General features: G+C 72.3%; 20 protein-coding genes and 2 pseudogenes. 11 read left to right on the top strand and 11 right to left on the bottom strand.

The features are described from left to right. Positions 1 to 203 precede the first annotated feature (203 nt). Both ACRDSK_RS19365 and trxA read left to right on the top strand, forming a co-directional pair. Positions 204 to 578: a MerR family transcriptional regulator gene (locus ACRDSK_RS19365; protein ID WP_431442525.1), complete on the top strand. Its 375-nt coding sequence runs from the start codon at positions 204 to 206 to the stop codon at positions 576 to 578. Further along, entirely contained in the window at positions 575 to 913 is a 339-nt protein-coding gene (gene trxA / locus ACRDSK_RS19360) for a thioredoxin (protein ID WP_431442523.1), read from the top strand. Before ACRDSK_RS19365 ends, trxA begins: the two co-directional genes overlap by 4 nt. Here the strand turns inward: trxA and ACRDSK_RS19355 are convergent. Next, positions 900 to 1799, bottom strand: coding sequence for a sucrase ferredoxin (locus ACRDSK_RS19355; protein WP_431442521.1), 900 nt, complete (start codon positions 1797 to 1799; stop codon positions 900 to 902). The genes trxA and ACRDSK_RS19355 overlap by 14 nt on opposite strands. A 153-nt stretch (positions 1800 to 1952) precedes the next feature. Here ACRDSK_RS19355 and ACRDSK_RS19350 point away from each other — a divergent pair, with 153 nt between their 5' ends. Together ACRDSK_RS19350 and ACRDSK_RS19345 are read left to right on the top strand one after the other, a co-directional pair. Beyond that, on the top strand, positions 1953 to 3668 hold the full coding sequence (locus tag ACRDSK_RS19350; protein WP_431442519.1) for an ABC transporter transmembrane domain-containing protein: 1716 nt from the start codon (positions 1953 to 1955) through the stop codon (positions 3666 to 3668). Continuing rightward, positions 3665 to 5443, top strand: a complete 1779-nt coding sequence (locus ACRDSK_RS19345; protein WP_431442517.1) for an ABC transporter ATP-binding protein — start codon at positions 3665 to 3667, stop codon at positions 5441 to 5443. Before ACRDSK_RS19350 ends, ACRDSK_RS19345 begins: the two co-directional genes overlap by 4 nt. A gap of 175 nt (positions 5444 to 5618) precedes the next feature. Here the strand turns inward: ACRDSK_RS19345 and ACRDSK_RS19340 are convergent. Beyond that, positions 5619 to 6559 (bottom strand): annotated as a pseudogene (locus ACRDSK_RS19340) (helix-turn-helix transcriptional regulator). A 90-nt stretch (positions 6560 to 6649) separates the two neighbouring features. On the opposite strand from ACRDSK_RS19340, the gene ACRDSK_RS19335 reads away from it, so the two are divergent. Then, positions 6650 to 7054 carry a VOC family protein gene (locus tag ACRDSK_RS19335; protein WP_431442515.1) on the top strand — a complete coding sequence of 135 codons (405 nt, stop codon included), beginning with the start codon at positions 6650 to 6652 and terminating at the stop codon, positions 7052 to 7054. A 247-nt stretch (positions 7055 to 7301) separates the two neighbouring features. Here the strand turns inward: ACRDSK_RS19335 and ACRDSK_RS19330 are convergent, their stop codons facing one another. The 3 genes from ACRDSK_RS19330 to ACRDSK_RS19320 form a co-directional block, all read right to left on the bottom strand. Continuing rightward, on the bottom strand, positions 7302 to 7487 hold the full coding sequence (locus ACRDSK_RS19330) for a hypothetical protein (protein ID WP_431442513.1): 186 nt from the start codon (positions 7485 to 7487) through the stop codon (positions 7302 to 7304). Between the two features lie 158 nt (positions 7488 to 7645). Next, on the bottom strand, positions 7646 to 9352 hold the full coding sequence (locus ACRDSK_RS19325; protein ID WP_431442511.1) for a putative bifunctional diguanylate cyclase/phosphodiesterase: 1707 nt from the start codon (positions 9350 to 9352) through the stop codon (positions 7646 to 7648). Positions 9353 to 9413: 61 nt separating this feature from the next. After that, the gene (locus ACRDSK_RS19320) at positions 9414 to 9764 is read right to left on the bottom strand and encodes a hypothetical protein (protein ID WP_431442509.1); all 351 of its coding nucleotides are present in this window, start codon (positions 9762 to 9764) and stop codon (positions 9414 to 9416) included. Positions 9765 to 9826: 62 nt separating this feature from the next. On the opposite strand from ACRDSK_RS19320, the gene ACRDSK_RS19315 reads away from it, so the two are divergent. After that, entirely contained in the window at positions 9827 to 10654 is an 828-nt protein-coding gene (locus ACRDSK_RS19315) for a glycerophosphodiester phosphodiesterase (protein ID WP_431442507.1), read from the top strand. A gap of 19 nt (positions 10655 to 10673) precedes the next feature. Here ACRDSK_RS19315 and ACRDSK_RS19310 read toward each other — a convergent pair whose 3' ends face one another. Together ACRDSK_RS19310 and ACRDSK_RS19305 are read right to left on the bottom strand one after the other, a co-directional pair. Then, on the bottom strand, positions 10674 to 11417 hold the full coding sequence (locus tag ACRDSK_RS19310) for a hypothetical protein (protein ID WP_431442506.1): 744 nt from the start codon (positions 11415 to 11417) through the stop codon (positions 10674 to 10676). Beyond that, the gene (locus ACRDSK_RS19305) at positions 11410 to 11979 is read right to left on the bottom strand and encodes an RNA polymerase sigma factor (RefSeq protein WP_431442504.1); all 570 of its coding nucleotides are present in this window, start codon (positions 11977 to 11979) and stop codon (positions 11410 to 11412) included. Before ACRDSK_RS19305 ends, ACRDSK_RS19310 begins: the two co-directional genes overlap by 8 nt. A 104-nt stretch (positions 11980 to 12083) precedes the next feature. On the opposite strand from ACRDSK_RS19305, the gene ACRDSK_RS19300 reads away from it, so the two are divergent. Further along, positions 12084 to 12776, top strand: coding sequence for a hypothetical protein (locus ACRDSK_RS19300; RefSeq protein ID WP_431442503.1), 693 nt, complete (start codon positions 12084 to 12086; stop codon positions 12774 to 12776). 45 nt (positions 12777 to 12821) lie between these two features. On the opposite strand, the gene ACRDSK_RS19295 is transcribed toward ACRDSK_RS19300, so the two are convergent. Further along, entirely contained in the window at positions 12822 to 13484 is a 663-nt protein-coding gene (locus tag ACRDSK_RS19295; RefSeq protein ID WP_431442501.1) for a transglycosylase family protein, read from the bottom strand. A 285-nt stretch (positions 13485 to 13769) separates the two neighbouring features. On the opposite strand from ACRDSK_RS19295, the gene ACRDSK_RS19290 reads away from it, so the two are divergent. From ACRDSK_RS19290 to ACRDSK_RS19280, 3 genes are all read left to right on the top strand, one after another. Further along, on the top strand, positions 13770 to 15194 hold the full coding sequence (locus ACRDSK_RS19290) for an MFS transporter (RefSeq protein ID WP_431442499.1): 1425 nt from the start codon (positions 13770 to 13772) through the stop codon (positions 15192 to 15194). Between the two features lie 35 nt (positions 15195 to 15229). Next, positions 15230 to 15958, top strand: coding sequence for a thymidine kinase (locus ACRDSK_RS19285; RefSeq protein ID WP_431442527.1), 729 nt, complete (start codon positions 15230 to 15232; stop codon positions 15956 to 15958). Positions 15959 to 16221: 263 nt separating this feature from the next. Continuing rightward, positions 16222 to 16566: an RNA polymerase-binding protein RbpA gene (locus ACRDSK_RS19280; RefSeq protein ID WP_431442497.1), complete on the top strand. Its 345-nt coding sequence runs from the start codon at positions 16222 to 16224 to the stop codon at positions 16564 to 16566. A 93-nt stretch (positions 16567 to 16659) separates the two neighbouring features. On the opposite strand, the gene ACRDSK_RS19275 is transcribed toward ACRDSK_RS19280, so the two are convergent. The 3 genes from ACRDSK_RS19275 to lnt are packed head-to-tail and all read right to left on the bottom strand — an operon-like array spanning position 16660 to position 19398. Then, positions 16660 to 17019, bottom strand: coding sequence for a hypothetical protein (locus ACRDSK_RS19275; protein WP_431442495.1), 360 nt, complete (start codon positions 17017 to 17019; stop codon positions 16660 to 16662). Further along, positions 17016 to 17774, bottom strand: coding sequence for a polyprenol monophosphomannose synthase (locus ACRDSK_RS19270; protein WP_431442493.1), 759 nt, complete (start codon positions 17772 to 17774; stop codon positions 17016 to 17018). Before ACRDSK_RS19270 ends, ACRDSK_RS19275 begins: the two co-directional genes overlap by 4 nt. A 46-nt stretch (positions 17775 to 17820) precedes the next feature. Beyond that, positions 17821 to 19398: an apolipoprotein N-acyltransferase gene (gene lnt, locus ACRDSK_RS19265; protein ID WP_431442491.1), complete on the bottom strand. Its 1578-nt coding sequence runs from the start codon at positions 19396 to 19398 to the stop codon at positions 17821 to 17823. A 37-nt stretch (positions 19399 to 19435) separates the two neighbouring features. On the opposite strand from lnt, the pseudogene ACRDSK_RS19260 reads away from it, so the two are divergent. Then, positions 19436 to 20223: pseudogene (locus ACRDSK_RS19260) on the top strand (hypothetical protein); the annotation flags it as partial.

Genomic DNA, 20223 nt, shown 5'->3' with positions numbered 1-20223 from the left:
CACCAGCACCGCCGGCGCCGCCCGTCCAGCAGGTCCCGCCGGCCCAGCAGCCGCCGCAACCGGGCCGGCCGCCGGAGTCGACCGAGCTGTCCGACGACCCGCCGCGCTACTGACAGATCCGGTTCCGACGACGCCCCCGCCAGACCGGCGGGGGCGTCGTCGTTCTTGCCTTGACGTGCGCGTGAATGTCTACGCTCGGCCGCATGCGAATCGGTGAGCTCGCCCGCCGCGCGGGCACGACGACCCGCGCGCTGCGGTTCTACGAGTCCCAGGGGCTGCTGCGAGCGCAGCGGTCCGCCAACGGATACCGCGACTACGGCGAGGACGACCTCCGCCTGGTCACCGAGATCCGGGCGCTGCAGACCGTCGGCCTCACCCTCGACGACACCCGGCCCTTCGTCGAGTGTCTGCGAGCCGGCAACCCCGCCGGCGACGCGTGCAGCGACTCGATCGAGGTCTACCGGCGCAAGCTCGCCGAGGTGGACGCCTGCCTCGAGCGGCTCGCCGCCGTCCGCGCAGAGCTGGCCGGCAAGCTCACCGACGCGCTCGCCCGCCACCCGTGCCAGGAGCAGCCATGACCGACCTGACAGCGGTCACCGACGACACGTTCGAAGCCGAGATCCTGCGCAGCGACAAGCCAGTGCTCGTCGACTTCTGGGCCACCTGGTGCCCGCCCTGCCGAATGATCGAGCCCGTGCTCGCCGAGATCGCGCGGGAGCGGGCGGACATGCTGTCCATCCGCAAGATCAACTCCGACGAGAACCAGCGGACCGCCGTCGCCTACCAGGTGCTGTCGCTGCCCACGATGATCCTCTTCCGCGACGGCGAGCCGATCTGCACCTTCGTCGGTGCCCGGCCGAAGTCCCGCGTGCTCGCCGACCTCGACGAGGCGCTGGACGCTAGCCGCGGCTGACACTCTCCACCGCGAACCCGATCGCCGGGGTCGGCGCCGCCGCACAGCTGGCCGGGCGCGTCGGACCCGCCTCGCGCTCGACCACCGTGACCCGCCATTCCGAGCCCGGCGCCGCCACGGTGACGAGATGCGTAGTGCCAACGCCCGTCTCCTCGATGCCCACCACCTGCAGCGCGTCCGGGTCCGCCTCGCCGAGCCGCGCACGGACCTCGAGCTCGGCGACCTGCCCGGCGGGCGGCCACGTCGAGCGGCCCCGGCAGTCGTCGGTGACCACGCCGGGCTCGGTCAGCAGCCGGGAGCCGGCCGCTGCGTCGAGGTGGCCGTAGGCGTACCCGGTCGGCAGCAGCACGGCCGTGGGGGAGAAGCGGTGCCCGCCGATGTGCGTGCACTCCCACACCGTCTCGCCGTGGTCGGCCGCCACCGCGGCGGCGAGCGGGCGACCGCGCAGCGCGCAGCACACGTCGCGCCGGCCGTTGGTGCACACAAGCAGCAGGGGATCGGGCGTCCGCGCGCCGAGCAGCCCCGGCTCACCGGCGCCGGCACGGAGGAAGTCCAGGTCCAGCAGCGCCTTCGGGTCGGTGATCGTCGCCCGCTCGAGCCAGGTGTTGCCGGGGGCGGTGTGCGCGAGGTACACGTGGCGCGGGATCGGGCGGTGCCGGTCGGGGTGGCTGCCGGGCCGGCGGATCAGCACGATCCGCACGCCCGTGCCGGCCGCGAGCGTGGCGAGCTCGCGGGCGACGCCGGAGTCGAGGTGGCTCGCGGACAGGGCGTCGCGACCCCACGGGCCGGGCTGCTCCAGGGCCAGCCACGACCGAGCCGTGGCCGCCGTCCCGGCCAGCGGCTCTCCGATGAGCTCGGCCCATGCCGAGCAGCGCAACGTGTCCATCCACTCCAGACTCTCACGACCGGCGTCCGCACCGCCGCACCGCTCCGCGGCCGGTCGAGCGACGCCCCAGCGAACCCGCGTTCCCCAGCACGCCGGGAGCGAAACGACGACTATTGAATTACGTCGGCGCGAGGTGGTTCGTAAGGTGAGGGCATGCGCCTGCGAGTCCCGTACGCAGATCCCGGCGTACCGGACTCCCGGGGCGAACTTCGCTATCTGCTCTGGCTGGTACGAAAGCAGCCGGGCCGGATCTGCCTCGGCGTGCTGTTCGGCAGCACCTGGATGGTCGCCCTCGTCGTCCCGCCCTACCTCATCGCCCGAGCCGTCGACGACGGGCTGCGCACGCGGAGCATGAGCGCGCTCGGCTTCTGGGTCGGCATGATCGTGCTCGCCGGCGTGGCCAACTCGGGCATCGGGATCCTGCGGCACCGCACGATGACGTTCATCCGGCTCGACGCCGGCTTCCGCACCGTCCAGGTCGTGGTCCGCCACGCCGTCCGCGTCGGCGCCGAGCTGCCCCGCCGCGTCAGCACCGGCGAGGTCGTCTCCATCGGCGCCGCCGACCTCGACCGCATCATGCGCACGATGACCACCACCGGTCCCGGCGTCGGCGCGGTCGCCGCCTACGCCGTGGTCGCGGTCCTGCTCGTCGGCATCTCCCCGCTGCTCGCGCTCGTCGTGCTGCTCGGCGTCCCGGCTTTACTACTCTCGCTCGGCCCGCAGCTCAACCGGATGCGTGCCACCGAGACCGCCTACCGCGAGCAGCAGGGCGCGCTCGCCGCCCGTGCCGGCGACATCGTCGCGGGCCTGCGCGTGCTGTGCGGCATCGGCGGCAAGGACCGCTTCGCCGGCCGCTACCACCGCGAGTCCGGCGCGTTGCGCGACAAGGGCTACCGGGTCGCCGCGGTATCCAGCTGGATCGTGGCCGTCACCGTCGGCCTGCCGGGCCTGTTCCTCGCCGCGGTCACCTGGCTCGCCGCCCGGATGACCGCGGCCGGCGAGATCACCGTCGGCGAGATGATCGCGGTCTACGGCTACGTCGCGGTACTCGCCACCCCGGTGTACTTCCTCATCGAGGGCGCGCAGGACGTCAACCGCGGGCTCGTCGCCGCGCGGCGTGTGGTCCGCGTGCTGAACGTGGCGCCGACGGTGCCCGACCGCGCGGCCACGCCGTGCCCGCCCCGGCCCGCCGACCTGCACGACCCGCGCTCCGGCCTCACCGTGCACCCCGGCGAGCTGCTCGCGGTCGCCGCCGCGTCGCCGACCGACGCGCTCGCCGTCGTCGACCGGCTCGGCCGCTACGTCGACTCCGACGCAACCTGGGGCGGCCGGCCCCTCGCCGCGATGCCCGCCGCCGAGGTCCACCGGCGCATCCTCGTCGCCGACAACGACGCCTACCTGTTCGCCGGGCGGCTGCGCGACACCGTCGCCACCGAACGCGACCACGACGACCCCGAGATCCGCGCCGCCGTCCACACCGCCGCCGCCGAGGACATCGTCACCGGCCTGCCAGACGAGCTCGACTCCCACCTCGAGGCCCAGGGCCGCGACCTGTCCGGCGGGCAGCGCCAGCGGCTGCGGCTGACCCGCGCGCTGCTCGCCGACCCCGAGGTGCTGATCCTCGTCGAGCCGACCTCCTCGGTCGACGCCCACACCGAGTCCGTCGTCGCGGCCCGCCTGCGCGAGACCCGCGGCGGCCGCGGCACCGTCGTCGTCGGCACCTCCCCGCTGCTGCTCGACCGCGCCGACCGTGTCGCCTTCCTCGTCGACGGCCGCGTCGCCGCCACCGGCACCCACGCCGACCTGCTCGCGACCGAGCCCGGCTACCGCTCCCTCGCCTACCGCGGCAGCGAGGAGGAGCTGGTGTGACCACGGCCCCTGTCACCCCGGCGCCGGAGGACGGCTCGCGCCTGCCCGTGGCCGGCCGTGCCGAGGTGCGGCGGGCCAACCGGGAGCTCGTCACCACCGACCGGCGCGGCACCGTGCTCGTGCTGCTCACCCACAGCCTCGCGGCCGCCGCCGGGCTCGCCGCGCCCTGGCTGATCGGCCGCATCGTCAACCACGTGGAGGGTGGCCACCCTTCGGCGTCCACAGTGGACACGCTGGCGCTCGCGATCGTCGGGTTCGCGGTCGCCCACGTGCTGCTCACCCGACTCGCCCACTACCTCGCGCACCGCTTCGCCGAACGCTCGCTGGCCCGGCTGCGCGAGGAGTTCGTCGACCGCACGCTGACGCTGCCCACCTCGGTCGTGGAGCGTGCCGGCACCGGCGATCTGATGGCCCGCACCACCGGCGACATCGCGATCGTCGGCAACGCGCTGCGCGACGCGGCGCCCAACGTGTTCGTCGGCACGCTGCAGACGGTGTTCATCCTCGGCGCCGTGTTCGTGATCCACCCGCTGCTCGGGCTCAGCATGCTCGCCGGGCTCGGCGGGATGTGGTTCGCGACGCGCTGGTACCTGCGCCGGGCCCGCGACGGCTACCTCGCCGAGGGCGCGGCCAACTCGGAGATGTCGGAGACGCTCGCCGCCACCGCGGACGGCGCCCGCACCGTGGAGGCATTCGGCCTGCAGCGCCGCCGCGTCGACGCCGGGGACCGCACGGTCGCCGAGGCCTACCGGACCCGGGTGTACACACTGTTCCTGCGCTGCGTCCTGTTCCCGCAGATCGAAATCTCCCACGTCGTCGCGACCGGCTCCGTGCTCGTCGTCGGCGGGCTGCTCTACACCGGCGGCCACGCGAGCCTCGGCGCGGTCGTGTCCGCGGCTCTGTACACGATGCAGGTCCTCGACCCGCTCACCCGGGTGCTCATGTGGCTGGAGAACCTCCAGCGCAGCAGCGCCTCGATGGCCCGGATCAAGGGTGTCGGCGCCTTGTCGACAGCCGGCCCGGTCGAGCCGGGCGACCCGCCGCGCGACGACCGGATCGAGGTCACCGGCGTGCGCTACGCGTACCAGGTCGAGCACGGCGACGTGCTCCACGGCGTCGACCTGGACGTGCGGCCGGGGGAGCGGCTCGCCATCGTCGGCCCGTCCGGGGCCGGCAAGTCCACCCTCGGCCGGTTGCTCGCCGGCGTCGACGCACCCCGGGCCGGGGCGGTGACCGTCGGCGGCGTGCCGGTCGCCGGCCTCGCCCCGGACGAGCTGCGGCGGCGGATCGTCCTGGTCACCCAGGAGCACCACGTGTTCATCGGCACCATGCGGGACAACCTCGCGATCGCCGCGCCGGCCGCCGCCGACGCCGACCTGTTCGCCGCGCTCGCCGCCGTCGAGGCCGACTGGGTGCACACGCTGCCCGCCGGTCTCGACACCGAGCTGGGCCCCGGCGGCGTCGCGCTCGACGCCGCCCAGGCCCAGCAGCTCGCGCTCGCCCGGGTGGTACTCGCCGACCCGCACACGGTGATCCTCGACGAGGCCACCGCGCTGCTCGACCCGGCCACCGCCCGGCACGCCGAGCGCGCGATGGGCGCGGTCCTCGCCGGCCGCACGGTGATCGCGATCGCGCACCGGCTGCACACCGCGCACTACGCCGACCGCGTCGCGGTCATGGCCGACGGCCGGATCACCGAACTGGGCAGCCACGACGAGCTCGTCGAGGCCGGGGGAGCGTACGCCCACCTGTGGCAGACCTGGCACGGCGCCTGACGCGTGCCTCCCGCGCGCAGGGGATGCGGGCTCGCGCCGGGTGCCCTATGGTCAGTTGATCAAAGCGACCGACGAGAGGGAATCGACTCCCGAAGGCGGACCGGCGACCCACTGAGTCGCCTTGTCCATTCGTCGACATGTCGCCGTGTCTACATGTCGATTCCAGACGCCGGGTTCAGCCGTACCGCGCTTTGAGCTCGGCGCCGATCGAGCCAGCTCCGCCTCGACGGCGGGGGAGTCGACGACCTCGATCGTGTCACCCCAGCCCGCGACTCGCTCGGCGATGGACAGCGGCATGTGGGCGGCGAGGCGGAGCCGGGCACGGCCGTCGGCCTCTTCGCCGAGGACCTCGCAGTGCCGGCCGAACTGGCGTCGCAGGACGGGCACGAACCGAGCCTCGATCAAGATCACCGCCGACACGGGGGAGCGGCGCCGCTCGACCTCGGCGACGACCTCCTCCCAGGCCGGCGCCAGCTCGAAGTCCGCCGGCCGCTCGGCCTCCTCGTCGGTCAGGACTGCGTCAGCGATGCGGTCGACCCGGAACGTGCGCCGGCCGCGCTCGGTGCCGGCGACCAGGTACCAGATGTCGTCCTTGTCGACCAGACCCCATGGATCGACGACACGCTCGGTGCGGGCCTGCCCGCGGCCCTGGTACGTGAAGCGCACCTTCCGTCGCCGCACGACGGCCCGCTGCAACAGCTCAACGGTCCCGGACCGCTCGCGCACCTGGTCGCCCCACCGCACCGGGTCGATCACCACGGCGTCGGCGGCTGCCTCGGCGTCGGCGCGGAAGGTCTGCGGGAGCGCCCGCACGAGCTTGCGCAGCGCGGCCTTGGCCTCCGGAGCCACGGCCGCCGCGGGTCCGACGAGCAGGAACAACGCCTGTGCCTCGGCCGCGGTCAGGCCGGACAGATCGGTGCGGGCGCCACCGACCAGCGACCAGCCGCCGCGACGGCCGGGCTGCGGGTAGACCGGGATGCCGGCGGTGGACAGCGCCTCCAGGTCACGGCGGGCTGTCGCGACGGAGACCTCGAGCTCCGCGGCGACCTCCGCGGCGGTGACCCGGCCCCGCGACTGCATCAGCAGCAGGGTGGCCACGAGGCGGTCGGCGCGCATGGAGCCATCCTCTCAAAGAAAGTGCTCAGTACGTGAGCACTTATCCCTGGATGCTTGCTCTCGAGAGATCCGAGAGAAGGGAACGAACCGATGCTGCGAGGCTTCGCGACGATCAACTACTACACCGACGACCTGGCCGCCGCACGCGAGTGGTACGCCGAGTTCCTGGGCGTGGACGCGTACTTCGAGGTACCCGGCGGGTACATCGAGTTCCGCATCGGAGACTCGATGGACGAGCTCGGCATCGTCCACCGGTCCTACCAGCCGCACCCGACGGAGAAGCCGGCCGGCCAGATCATGTTCTGGGCGGTGGACGACGTGCGGGCGACGCTGGACCGGCTGCTCGCCATGGGCGCCACCGAGCACCAGCCGGTGATCGAGCGGGGCGACGGGTTCGTCACGGCGTCGGTGGTGGACCCGTTCGGCAACGTGCTGGGCTTCATGTACAACCAGCACTACCTGGACGTCCTCGGGGAGCGAGCCGGTCCCCGCTAGTTGACATAATGTAGATTATCGAACTTAGCGAGAACCAGAGAGAGCGGGCCGAGTCCTCAGTAGACGACGCCGGCGACGCCGAGCCGTTCCGGAGGCCAACCGGCCGCTCAAACACCTCATGGCACGAGGCTCACCCGGAACATGGCTCGAACCTGAGCTCCGAAAGACGCCCTGCGGCGTCGATGCGGACTTCCCCGCCGGCCCCCGACTACCCCACCTATTTCGTCACGTGACGTAACTAGGTCGGTCAGGCGGCGTGCGCGGCCTCGACCAGGACGCGCTCCACGCGGGCGATCAGCGAGGCGCGGCGCAGGCACCAGACCCGGAACGCGCGGCGGTCGTCGGCGTCGAGGGCGGCGTCGATCTGGGCGTCCGTGTTCTGGATGCAGATCTGCAGGCCGCTGATCTCGGCGTTGGTGTCGTGTTTCGCCATCGACTGGGACATCGCGCACCGCCCCTGCTCGGTGATACTGGTGAGACTTGTAATCCCCATCGTCGCCGCGGCGTCTCGAGTAACGGTTGACTACCGCTGTCGAGGGCACGATCCGGCCACGGCACGGTCACGGCCGGCCCGGTGGCGTCTCGGTGGCGTCAGTCGGCGGCGGTCTTCTCCGAGAGCCGCTCCTCGGTCACCGGCGGGATCAGCCGCGGCCGGCGCACCCACGCGGCGTGCGGGCGCGACAGCAGGTCCGCCAGCGGCTCCGGCTTGCCGAGGTGGAAGCCCTGAGCGACGCGGACGCCGAGCCGGGCCAGCGCGTCGACCTGGCTGGCCCGCTCGACCCACTCGGCCACCACGGAGATGCCCAGCCCGCGGGCGATGTCGACGATCCCCTGCACCAGCACTGTGTCGCGGCTGCCGTAGTCGATGCCGCGGACGAACTCGCCGTCGATCTTCACTCCGGTGATCGGCAACTGTTTCAAGTGGACGAACGAGCCGAACCCGGCGCCGAAGTCGTCCAGCGAGATTCGGCAGCCGCTGGCCCGCAGGCGCTGCGCTAGCTGTCGCGCCGCGGCAAGGTTGGTGACGGCCGCGGTCTCGGTGATCTCGAACCCGAGCCGCCCGGGCGCGACGCCGGCGGCGGCGATCCGGCCGAGCACGAAGTCGCCGAAGTCCTCGTCCTCCAGCGTCCGGCCGGAGACGTTCACGTTGAACCGCAGGCCCGGGTACGGGTGGGCGACGAGCGTGTCGATCGCGGTGCCGACAACCCAGCGGTCGATGTCGAACACCAGGTCGCCGCGCTCGATCGCGGGCAGGAACTCCCCCGGCCCGAGGTAGGGCTCGCGGCCGTCCTCCATCCGCAGCAGCAGCTCGTGGCCGACGACGCGGTTGCTGCCGAGCTTGACCATCGGCATGGCGTGCAGGGCGAGTCCGCCGTTGGCCAGCGCGTCGCGCACCCGGTCGGTCACGGTGACTCGCAACGCGGTGTCGGTGTAGTGGCCGTGCTCGTAGACCGTGACCCGGTTGCGGCCGGCGGACTTCGAGGCGTGCAGCGCGAGGTCGGCGTTGGCGAGCACGGCCTGCCAGCTGTCGCCCGAGCGGAACCGTGCGACGCCGGCGCTGACGGTGGTGCGCGTGGTGCCGCCGTTGCCGGTGAGCGGGATCGCGGCGACCGCGCCGCGCAGCCGGTCGGCGATCCCCACGGCGGCGTCGACCTCGGTGTCGGCTAGCACCACGGCGAACTCGTCGCCGCCGAGGCGCCCGAGCGCGTGCCCGCTGTCGAGATGGTCGCGCAGCACGTCGGCGAGCATGACCATGACCCGGTCCCCCGCCGGGTGGCCGCGCAGGTCGTTGATGTCCTTGAAGTGATCCAGGTCGAGGACCAGCAGCGTGCCGCTGCCGCCGAGGGCGAGGTGGCGCTCCAGCTCGCGGGTCAGCGCGCGGCGGTTGAGCAGGCCGGTCAGCGGGTCCTCGTCGGCGAGGCGGACGAGCTCGGTCTCCCAGGTGCCGCGCTGCTGAGGGTCGACGCTCAGCTCGCGCCACCGGCTGACGTCGGACACCCGGTACAGCAGCCGGTCGCCGGGCAGCTCCGAGCAGCGCGCCTCGAGCCAGCGATGTCCCCCGTCGCCGGTGGCCAGCGAGAGCAGCACGCCCTCGGGCGCCGGCTCGGCCGGCAGGCCGGCGATCAGCGCCGGCAGGGACCGGTTGGCGGCCTGCTCGGCGGTGAGCTCGAGCAGCTCGGCCATCGGCTTGTTCACCCAGCGCACCCGGCCGCGGGGATCGGTGACCGCGAACGCGGTGTCCGCCGAGTCGAGCACGGCAGCCAGCACCTCGGCACCTACCGTGCTCTCGGTGCTCATTCCCGACGCCTCGTTGGTTGTTGCGGCAACTGTGCGCGAAAGAGTAGACGACGAGCTTGGCTCAGCGCAGCCGTTCGAGCCCACGAGCGCTGCGGACAACCTGCGCTGCCAGGTCTTTCAGCTCGCCGGGCGCGGCCCCGTCTTCCGCTGCCGTGACCACGTCCTCGGCTGCGCAGCGTAGCTGGAACAGCCGGTCCTGCAAATCGGTCAACTCACCCGCCGACAGGACTACGGCGTCCTCCGGAAGGCCGCCGCGCTGGACGGCCGAGCGACGCTCGTAGGCCCGCTGCCTGCAGGATTGCGAGCAGTACCGGCGCGGCCGACCGACCCGGCCCTCCTCCGGAAGGCGGAGACCGCACCATCCGCAGTGCCGTGGCTCGATGCGTGATTTAAGCCGTTCCGGCGCCGTCATCGTGGGTCGTACGGAGTAGTGGGGCGCTGCGCCATGTGCTCGACGCTATCTGGCCACGATCCATGCACCCATCCGCCACGCCGCTGAGGCAGACTCGGGGCGTGCGTCACAGCCTGCATGACCATGCCTTCTTCTCCGGGCCCTACCCGCGCGCGTTCGTCCACCGCGGCTGGCACTACGACGAGCTGGCCGGCATGGAGAACTCGCTGGCGGCGTTTCGCCGCGCCGTGACCGAGGGCTACCGCTACCTGGAGACCGACGTGCACGCCACGAGCGACGGCGTGGTCGTGGTGCACCACGACCCCGTGCTGGACCGCACGACCGACGCCAGCGGCGTCGTGGCGCAGCTGCCCTGGTCGGTGGTCGGCCGGGCCAAGATCGGCGGCCGCGAGCCGGTCAGCCGGCTGTCGGACCTCCTGGAGGAGCTGCCGGACGCGTTCCTGAACATCGACGTGAAGGCCGAGTCGGCGATCCAGCCGCTGCTCGACACGCTGCGCAAGGCGAACGCGCTGCGCAGGGTGTGCGTGGCGTCGTTCTCGGAGGCGCGGCTGCAGCGGGTGCGGCGCCTCGGTGGCGAGGACGTGCTGACGTCGATGGGCACGAAGGCGATCGCCGCGCTGTGGGCGGCGGGCCGGTTGCCGTCCTGGGTGTCGGGCCGGCGGGGACATCAGCGGATCGCGCAGGTGCCGGTGCGCCAGGGCAACCTGACGGTGGTGGACAAGCGGCTGATCGCGGCGGCCCGGCGGCGGGGCGTCGAGGTGCACGTGTGGACGATCGACGAGCCGGGCCAGATGCGCGAGCTGATCGACCTGGGCGTGGACGGCCTGATGACCGACCGCCCGGGTGTGCTGCGGGACGTGCTGCGCGAGCGCGGCCTGTGGGCGGCCTAGTCACGGCATCGTCACCCAGTCACCGCAGCGATCCGGCGATCCGCTCCGCCTGCACCTGGGTGAAGTCGCCCTCGAGGCGGTAGGTCATCCCGTTCGCCTCCCAGATGAGGGTCTTCGCGGCGAGGCGGGCGGCCTCCTCCTGGATGACGCCGTGGACGTCGACGTAGAGGACCGGGTGTGGGCGCGGGATCCACACCGCCGGGGCGCCGTCGACGTCGGTGCGGACCACGTCGGACTGCCGGGTGAACTTCTCGAACAACGGCGAGACCCGGCCGGGGAGCTCGTCCACGCGCGCGTCGCGGTAGTGCAGCGAGACCGCCCGCGGCGGGGCGCCGTCGACGTCGGAGAGCAGGCGGACCTTGTCGGGATCGCCGAGCAGCGCCGGCACCCGCACGTCGAACGGCACGGCGGCGCGGGCCTGCTCGAGCGTGACGTCCCGCTCCCCCGGCGCCGCGGGGTCGTCGGTCGTCGGCTCGACCGGCGGCGGCTCGTAGTGGATCTCCACGCCGCCGATGCGCAGGAAGTCGAAGACCGCGGCGCGCACGGTCGGCGACACGGCCATCACCACGCCGAGCGCGAGCAGCAGGGCCATGACGGCCGCCACCAGGCGCGGCACGAGCCTGGACCGGAGCCGCCGGGACACCGGCTCGGGTTCGTCGAGCCGGGCGAGGACGGCCGTGGCCAGGTTCGCCGGCGGGTCGGGCACCGCGAGGCGGCCGCCGACCTCGCGCAGGGCGGCCTCGATCCGCTCGTCGTCAGTCACTGGCCACCTCCTCCACGAGTCGGGCCGGCAGCACGCGGCGCAGCTTGCCGATCGCCCGCGAGAGCCGCGACTTCACCGAGCCGCGCGGCCACGAGAGCACCTCGGCGGTCTCGGCCTCGGTCAGGTCGAGGAAGAACCGGCAGGTCAGCACCTGGCGGTCCCGGTAGGACATCGCGTTGACCGCCTCCAGCACCCTGGCCCGCGCGTCCGCGGCGACGGCCGCGCGCTCGGGCTCGACCGGGTCCACGTCGGGCTCGGCCAGGCGCAGCTCGAGCGAGCGCCGCCGCCGCGAGCCGCGGTGCAGGTTGCTGGTCTCGTTGGCGACGATCCGCAGCAACCACGGCCGAAACGGCGCCCCGTCCCGGAACGAGCCGAGCCCGCGGAACGCCTTGACGAACGACTCCTGCACGACGTCCTCGGCCTCGTCCGCGGCACCGAGCAGGTAGGCGGTCCGGTGCGCGAGCGCGCCGTAGCGCGCGACCAGCAGCGCGTACGCCTCCTGGTCGCCCGTGCGGGCCCGGGTCACCGCCTCGCCGTCGGTTGTCTCAGCGTCAGGTGTCACGTCCGTGGGCGTCCTCCTCGACCACCCCTGATACACCGGCCGGCGCGTCGGGGTTCCACCGAATCCTGGCGGAACCGCGCGGTGGGCGGCGGTGTAGTCAGGGCATGAAGAGAATCCTCGTGGTGCTGGTGACCGTGTTGACCAGCGGGCTGCTCATGACGTCCACCGCGCAGGCGGGGAACTGGGCGGAGACGCTGCTGGACCCGACGCCACCACGCATCGAACCGGGTGTCACGTACACGTTCGGGTACTGGGTACTGCAGCACGGCTCCTACCCGTACATGGGTGGCGACCTCGGGCCCACCGCCCTGACCGCCACCGACGAGAAGGGCGACGTCGTCGAGTTCGCCGGGACGCAGAGCCCGACCGACGGCCACTACGCCGCCGAGGTCGTGTTCCCGCACAAGGGAACCTGGACCATCGCCGCCAAGCACGGGGTGCTCATGAGCGACGGGCTCGTCGCGACGGTCACCGTGCCGGGCGCGGTGCGGATCGCACCGAGCGAGGTCCTCGGGCGGGCGCCGCACGAATGGGGCGCGGTCCGGCCGTCGTTACCGCCGACCGCCCCGGACGCCGAGCTGATCGGCCCGGCAGGAACGGCCGAGCCCGCCGAACCAGCCGCGGAGCCGACTGGCGCGCAGCCGGCGGTCGCACCTCGGAGCCAGGCGACCGCCGACGAGTCGGGTTCCGCGCCGCCGTGGAGCCTGCTCGCGCTGGCCGTCGTCGCGACGCTCGGTCTCGCGATCTTCCTTGGCCGGCGTCACGTGCGGGCGAACGCGGACCGAGCCAGCCGGTGATGGGCCGGGCGGCCCGCTGTCGTGGGCGGGCCGCCCGGAGCCGGTTCAGCCGACCGGCGGCTTGCCCTTCCACGCCGCGGTCCAGGTCTGCGGGCCCAGCTTGCCGGAGGTCTTGATGCCGTTGGCGCGCTGCAGGGCGAGCACGGCCGCGCGGGTCTCCGCGTAGTAGCAGCCGGTGCCCTCGAAGTCGTAGCCGAACCGGTTCATCCGCAGCTGCCAGGTCCGCAGCTGCGAGTCGCAGTCGCCGTAGACGTAGACCTTGCCCGGCCACGGCGGCATCCCGCCGGTCGGCGGCCGCGGCGCCGGGCCGCCCCCGCCGATGTAGGCCGACTCGGCGTAGGTCGGCACTCGCTTGCTGCGCGCGTGCCCGTCCTCGCGCAGGCCGAGCTTGCGCGCGCACGTCCACGGCTGCCAGCCGCGCATCCGGTACAGGTACAGCGCGCGGTAGTCCTGCTCGCGGGGGCTCGCCCGGTGCGGGTAGCCCTGGCCGCCGACGCTGCGCCACGTGGGCAGGTCGAACTGGTAGGCGCCGTAGTAGCCGCCGTGCGAGGCGACGATGTCGTAGCGGCCGCTGGACTCGCACATCCGCAGCCGGGCCCAGGAGCTGGAGTGTGGGTCGGCGGCGGCGGAGCCGGTGAGGGCGAACTGGACGCCGAAGCCGGCGAGGGCGATCAGGAGAAAACGGACAAGCATGCGTCTTCCGCTCATGCTTGCCGACCGTAAACACGTTTCACAGAAGTCACAACCGCAACTTCGAACACTTCAGCATCGCACGCCCCTTTGGTCGCAGACGGTAGCGACACGCCGAACGTCTTCCTGCCTACAGGGCACCGTTTGGCATCAGGTCGGGCGAGTCGATCACCTTCGGTCGGCTGCCCGCTAAGGTCCCCGCGTGCCGGTTGCTGGATGGAGGAATGTTGTGAGCGAGCTTGCGAGCGAACCAAGGTCACAGGGCGACCGCGAGCGGCCGGGCCGAGCCTGCGAGGCGCGGTCGTGAGCGTTGTGGGTGACCAGGAAGCGGTCGGCAACGCGCCTGACCGGAGCCGCGAGCAGCGCGGTTGGGTGTTCTACGACTGGGCGAACTCGGTGTTCCCCACCTCGGTCATCACCGTCTTCGGGGCGCTCTACCTCACCGCGATCGCCGCGGAGGCCGCGATCGCGGACAAGGCCACCAACGGCCCCAACCCCTGCCCGTCCGACGGCGACGGCGGCACGAACAAGCTCGTGGACTGCCAGATCGCCGTGTTCGGCTGGCACTTCCAGACCGGCTCCCTGTGGGGGTACCTGCTCGCCGCGGCCACGATCGTGCAGGTCCTGATCGTCCCGCTGATGGGCGCCATCGCCGACCGCACGCAGAACAAGAAGCGCATGCTCGCGGTCTTCGCGTTCGGCGGGGCCGCGGCCACCGCGCTGATGGCGCTGGTGAGCGGCACCAACTGGCAGCTCGGCGTCATCCTGTTCATCCTCGGCAACATCGGCTTCGGCACGTCGGTGGTGATCTACTACTCGTTCATCCCGGAGATCGCGACCGCCGACGAGCGGGACGGGCTGTCCACCCGCGGCTGGGCGTTCGGCTACCTCGGCAGCGGGCTCGCGCTCGCGCTGCAGCTCGCTGTGTACCTCTCGCACGAGTCGCTCGGCCTGACCGAGGGCAACGCCGCGCAGCTCGCGTTCCTCATGTCCGGCCTGTGGTGGGCCGGGTTCACGCTGATCCCGTTGAGCCGGCTGAAGAACCACCAGCGCCCGCACGGCACCGAGGACGGCGCCGGCGTGCTGCGGGGCGGCCTCCGCGAGCTCGGCAACACGATCAAGCTGGCCCGGGCCTACCCGCTGACGCTCGCGTTCCTCGGCACGTACCTGATCTACACCGACGGCATCGCCACCGTGGCGAACGTGTCGGCGCAGTACGGCAGCGAGGAGCTGAACTTCTCCCAGACGGTGCTGATCTCCACGATCCTCATCGTGCAGTTCGTGGCGTTCTTCGGCGGCATGCTGCACGGGCTGGTCGCACGCCGGCTGGGCGCCAAGCGCACGATCATGCTGAGCCTGACGGTCTGGGTGCTCGTGATCGGCGCGGCGTACTTCGTGCAGGCCGGCCAGGCGATGCAGTTCTACCTGCTCGCGGTCGGCATCGGCCTAGTGCTCGGCGGCACGAACGCGCTGTCCCGGTCGCTGTTCAGCCAGATGGTGCCGGCCGGCAAGGAGGCCCAGTACTTCTCGATCTACGAGATCGGCGAGCGGGCCACGTCGTGGATGGGGCCGGCGCTGTTCGCGATCGTCGCGGGCGCGACCGGGTCCTACCGGCCGGCGATCATCTCGCTGGTGGTCTTCTTCTTCGTCGGCCTGGTGCTGATGTTCTTCGTCCCGGTGCGCCGGGCGATCCAGGCGGTCGGCAACCCGGAGCCGAAGGTCCTCTAGAGGGCCTGTCGATAGGGTGGCCGCTCGTGGAACCGATGCCGCATCTCCTCGACGATCCGACCGACGCGCTGTCCGCGGTGCCCGCCGCGGGGTCGCGGCGTGGTGCGCCGGTGGTCGGGCACCTGCGGTTCTACTACGGGCCGATGGACTGCGGAAAGTCGACGCTCGCACTGCAGGTGGACCACAACCAGGCGCGGCAGGGGCGGCGCGGGCTGCTGCTGGTGCACCACGACCGGTCCGGCAAGGCACAGATCACCAGCCGGATCGGGATCACGCGCACGGCCATCGAGGTGCACGCCGGCGTCGACGTACGCGACCTGGTTCGCGCCCGGTGGGCCGAGGGCGTGCGGGTCGACTACCTGATCGTCGACGAGGCGCAGTTCCTCGCGCCCGACCAGGTCGACCAGCTCGCCGAGCTCGCGGACGACGTGCAGGTCGACGTGTACTGCTTCGGCATCGCGACGGACTTCCGCAGCGAGCTGTTCCCCGGCTCGCGCCGGCTCTTCGAGCTGGCGGACGACCTGCAGCCGGTCCAGGTCGACGTGCTGTGCTGGTGCGGGCTGCCGGCCCGGTTCAACGCCCGCGTGGTCGACGGCGAGGTCGTTCGCGCCGGCGACACGGTACTGGTGGCGGATACGGAACGTGAGTCACCACATTCCACTCAGGCGACTACTGTGCGTTACCAAGTCCTGTGTCGGAGACACTTCCGGCTGGGCGATCTGGGACCGACCGTCGCGGCACAGGGACAGCTCAGCCTCGCCTGACGGGCGTCGATGCGAGTTGCGGGCCATCAGGCGCAGCTTTGTCGGCCAGATGGGTGATGAATACCGCAATCCTGAGACAGCTGCGTCACGAACATGTTTAAGCACCGTCTTCACGGTGGAAACTGCAGGAGCGGGGAAACCGGAGATCACACTGAGCAACCAAGTGTCGCAGGCGGGAACGAAACAGCCGCCTTCGGCGTTGCTCTTGGTGAGCACCACCCTGGTTCGAGCCGGGAGCCTCGAACCGAACGAAAGGATTCGCGATGGCCGACCGTGTACTCCGTGGAAGCCGACTTGGCGCGGTCAGCTACGAGACCGATCGTAACCACGACCTCGCCCCTCGCCGCACCATCCGGTACGCGTGTCCGAAGGACCACGAGTTCGAGGTGCCGTTCTCGGACGACGCCGAGGTACCGGCGGTGTGGGAGTGTCGCCTGCACGGCACCGTGTCGAAGCTGATCGACGGCACCGAGCCGGAGGCCAAGAAGGTCAAGCCGCCGCGCACACACTGGGACATGCTGCTCGAGCGACGAAGCATCCCCGAGCTGGAGGACCTGCTGGCCGAGCGCCTCGAGGAGCTGAAGGTCCGCCGTAGTCGTTCCGCGTAAGCCCTCCCGCGGCTTACCTACCGCCGAATGCCACATCCGGGACAATCCATCCCGATGTGGCATTCGGCTTGTCGTGCCTGTTCAGTGGCACTTTCAGCGGTCCTTGAACTCCACCCGGATCGCGTGGAACGGGTGCGAGTCGATGTTCTCCACCGAGTGCGGCCCCTCCGGCGGGCACCAGGACCCGTCGAGCTCGGTGCGCGGCGGCAGCGGGTCGGGCGACTCGAAGGTCACCTCGTCACCGATGCGGTAGCGGATCCGCGCCGGCCCGTCGGTCATCATCACGCTCGACCAGCGGTGCGTGTGCTCGGGCTCGTGCACGCCCGGCTCGAGGGTCACCTCCAGCACCCGCACGTGCGAGTTCTCGAACACCACCCGGTGCGAGCGGGGCGCGGCCGCGACGGCGTCGAGCTCGTCGCCCCAACGCCACTCCCCCTCGACCCAGTGCGTCACACGCCCCTCCGGAACACCGACCGCACCTGGGTGCCGCGGCGGCGCAGGCCCCACTTGGTCACCCGGATCAGGGCCTCGCGGATGATGTCGCCCGACATCTTCGACTGGCCGTGCACCCGCTCGGTGAACGTGATCGGCACCTCGACCACCGTGAAGCCAGCCTCGATCGTCCGCCAGCCGAGGTCGATCTGGAAGCAGTAGCCCTGCGAGGCGACGTTGTCGATACGGATCTTCTCCAGCGCCGCCCGCCGGTACGCGCGGAAGCCGCCGGTGATGTCCTTGACCTTCGCGCCCAGGGCCAGCCGCGAGTAGACGTTCGCGCCGTAGGACAGGAAGTACCGCCGCTTCGGCCAGTTCACCACCCGGCCGCCCGGCACGTACCGGGAGCCGATCACGAGGTCGGCGTCGCCGAGCGCGTCGATGATCCGCGGCAGGTCCTCCGGGGCGTGCGAGCCGTCGGCGTCCATCTCCACCAGCACCGCGTAGTCCCGGTCCAGCCCCCACCGGAACCCCGCGACGTAGGCCGCGCCCAGGCCGTTCTTCTCCGCGCGGTGCAGGACGTGCACCCGCCCGTCGGCGTCGCCGCGGGCCAGCTCGTCCGCGATCTCGCCGGTGCCGTCCGGGCTGCCGTCGTCGACGACGAGGACGTGCGCCTTCGGCAGGGCCGCGTGAAGCCGGGCAACGATCGACTCGATGTTGTCCCGCTCGTTGTAGGTCGGGACTACCACCAGCACCGGCTCGAGCTGGTCCGCCATAGGTTGTTCTCCTCCTCCTCGACGCGCTCGCGCCGGCCGTTCCGGGCTACGGGCTGACTCGCCGGCGGCGCCGCACGAGCACTCCCGCCGCGAACGCGCCGAGCCCGAGGATCGTCAGGACCCACGCCGGGCTCGAACCGAGTCGATCGGACAGCGTAGTCGTTGACCGCAGCGGCACCCGTTCGACCAGGGCCGCGTCGGTGAACAGGCCGGTCTTCTGGGTGACCGAGCCGTCCGGGAGCACGAACGCGCTGACCCCGCTCGTCGCCGCCACGGCCACCGTCCGGCCGTGCTCGACGGCCCGCACGCGGTCCATGGCCAGCTGCTGGTAGGTCATCTCGGTGTAGCCGAACGTGGCGTTGTTCGTGGGCACCGCGAGCATGGTCGAGCCCTTCGCCGAGTCCCGGACCACGTCGTCGAACGCCACCTCGTAACAGGTCGCGAGCCCGACCTTGGCGCCGCCCATGTCGAAGATCGTCGCCTCGTCGCCGGGCACGAACCGGCCGGCCTTGTCCACCGCCGAGGTGAACAGCCGGAAGAGGGACCGCCACGGCATCGTCTCGCCGAAGGGCTGCAGCTGGCGCTTGGTGTACTGGTTGACCGGACCGCGCTCGGGGTCCCACAGCAGCACGGTGTTGCGCGGCAGGTCGTCGTCGCCGATGAGCACCGAGCCGACGGCGATCGGCGCGTCGACCGCCTCCGCGGCGCGCTCGATGCCGGCCCACGCGTCGGGGTTGCGGTACGGGTCGATGTCCGAGGAGTTCTCCGGCCAGATCACCAGGTCCGGTCGAGGCTCCCGGCCGGCGTCGACGTCCTCGGCGAGCTGTTCGGTGCGCGCGACGTGGTTGTCGAGCACGGCCCGGCGCTGGGCGTTGAAGTCCAGGCCCGCACGCGGCACGTTGCCCTGCACGACCGCCACCGTCGCCTCGCCGGCGTTGGCGTCGGTGCCGACCAGCGGCAGGGCACCGACCGCGGCGGCGATCGGCAGCACCACGGCGAGCGCGGGCGTGAGCAGCTGCCGAGCGCTGCGCTCGCGGGCCCTGAGCCGGCCGGCGAGCGCGGTGAGCCCGAAGCCGGTCAGCGTCACGGCGAACGCGATCAGCGGCGAGCCGGCGACCGCGGCGAGCGGCAGGAAGGCGCCTTCCGGCTGGGTGAACGCGACGTTGCCCCACGGGAAGCCGCCGAACGGGAAGACCGAGCGCAGCATCTCGCCGGCGACCCACAGCAGCGCCGCCAACAGCGGCCAGGCCCGCAGCACGCCGACCACGGCGATGGCCGCGCCGGCCAGCCCGATGAGCGCGGCCTCGACGGCCGCCAGCGGCAGCCAGGCGACCAGGCCGACGAACTCGCCGGTCCAGGCCAGCAGCGGGACCATGTAGCCGAGCCCGAAGAGCGTCGCGTAGCCGAACCCGGCCCTGGCGCGCCGGTCGCGGATCACCCAGCCGAGTACGGCGAACGCGATCGGCGCGAGCCACCACAGCGTGCGCGGCGGGCCGCTGAGGTAGAGCAGCACCCCGGCCGCCGCGACCGCCAGCATCCGGACCGGGAGGTCCCAGCGCGGCGGTCGTTCGTCCGGTTTGTCGGAAGGTGCCGGCGACTCCGGCGACACAGCGGGGGCGACCACCTGGTCAGCGTACGGTGTGGCCGTGCCGGGTGAGCCGATGACCACGACCGACCGGGGTCGGGCGGCGTTCGACGTGCAGGCCTGGGCGACCGCGTTCGCCGAGCTGTCCGCCGCCGACGCGCAGGGCGGCTTGGACGCCGCGAACCTCGAACGGCTCGCCACCGCCGCACAGCTCACCGGCCGGGACTGCGTCGAGGTCTGGACCCGCGCCTACCGGGCGCACACCACGCCCGAGGGCGCCGCTCGCTGCGCCTTCTGGCTCGCGTTCGTCCTGCTCAACCGCGGCGAGGTCGGCCTCGGCAACGGGTGGCTCGGCCGCGCCGCCCGCGCGCTCGACGACCGGCCCGAGTGCGCCGTGCACGGCTACCTGCTGTTGCCCGAGGCGCGGCAGCACGTCATCGAGGGCGACCATCTGGGCGGCGCGGAGCGGGCCGAGCGCGCGGCGGCGATCGGCGCCCGGTTCGCCGACCCGGACCTGGTGGCGCTCGCCCACCACGTCCAGGCCCGCGCGCTCATCCGGCTCGGCCGGCCGGCGGAGAGCGTCGCGCTGCTCGACGAGCTGATGGTCGCGGTCACCGCCGGGGAGGTGTCGGCCTTCGTCGCGGGGGACGTCTACTGCGGGGTCATCGAGGCCTGTCAGGAGACGTTCGACCTGCGTCGGGCCCGGGAGTGGACCGCGGCGCTGAGCCGGTGGTGCGACGCCCAGCCCGACCTGGTGCCCTACACCGGCCAGTGCCAGGTGCACCGCTCGGAGATCATGCAGCTGCACGGCGCCTGGCCCGAGGCACTGGCCGCGGCGCGGCTCGCGGCCGAGCGGTTCGCGCT

This window comes from Actinophytocola sp. (assembly GCF_050699915.1).
Taxonomy (GTDB): Bacteria; Actinomycetota; Actinomycetes; order Mycobacteriales; family Pseudonocardiaceae; genus Actinophytocola.
The sequence above is the reverse complement of the archived record's forward strand: the minus strand, read 5'-3'. Positions and strand labels throughout refer to the sequence as shown.

Excerpts from the sequence above, each read along its gene's own strand:
- ACRDSK_RS19355 (WP_431442521.1), bottom strand. The coding sequence starts at position 1,799 with ATGGACACGTTGCGCTGCTCGGCATGGGCCGAGCTCATCGGAGAGCCG.
- ACRDSK_RS19315 (WP_431442507.1), top strand. The coding sequence starts at position 9,827 with ATGCACCCATCCGCCACGCCGCTGAGGCAGACTCGGGGCGTGCGTCAC.
- ACRDSK_RS19270 (WP_431442493.1), bottom strand. The coding sequence starts at position 17,774 with ATGGCGGACCAGCTCGAGCCGGTGCTGGTGGTAGTCCCGACCTACAAC.
- ACRDSK_RS19285 (WP_431442527.1), top strand. The coding sequence starts at position 15,230 with ATGCCGCATCTCCTCGACGATCCGACCGACGCGCTGTCCGCGGTGCCC.
- trxA (WP_431442523.1), top strand. The coding sequence starts at position 575 with ATGACCGACCTGACAGCGGTCACCGACGACACGTTCGAAGCCGAGATC.
- ACRDSK_RS19365 (WP_431442525.1), top strand. The coding sequence starts at position 204 with ATGCGAATCGGTGAGCTCGCCCGCCGCGCGGGCACGACGACCCGCGCG.
- ACRDSK_RS19350 (WP_431442519.1), top strand. The coding sequence starts at position 1,953 with ATGCGCCTGCGAGTCCCGTACGCAGATCCCGGCGTACCGGACTCCCGG.
- ACRDSK_RS19325 (WP_431442511.1), bottom strand. The coding sequence starts at position 9,352 with ATGAGCACCGAGAGCACGGTAGGTGCCGAGGTGCTGGCTGCCGTGCTC.
- ACRDSK_RS19320 (WP_431442509.1), bottom strand. The coding sequence starts at position 9,764 with ATGACGGCGCCGGAACGGCTTAAATCACGCATCGAGCCACGGCACTGC.
- ACRDSK_RS19280 (WP_431442497.1), top strand. The coding sequence starts at position 16,222 with ATGGCCGACCGTGTACTCCGTGGAAGCCGACTTGGCGCGGTCAGCTAC.
- ACRDSK_RS19295 (WP_431442501.1), bottom strand. The coding sequence starts at position 13,484 with ATGAGCGGAAGACGCATGCTTGTCCGTTTTCTCCTGATCGCCCTCGCC.
- ACRDSK_RS19330 (WP_431442513.1), bottom strand. The coding sequence starts at position 7,487 with ATGGCGAAACACGACACCAACGCCGAGATCAGCGGCCTGCAGATCTGC.
- ACRDSK_RS19335 (WP_431442515.1), top strand. The coding sequence starts at position 6,650 with ATGCTGCGAGGCTTCGCGACGATCAACTACTACACCGACGACCTGGCC.
- ACRDSK_RS19300 (WP_431442503.1), top strand. The coding sequence starts at position 12,084 with ATGAAGAGAATCCTCGTGGTGCTGGTGACCGTGTTGACCAGCGGGCTG.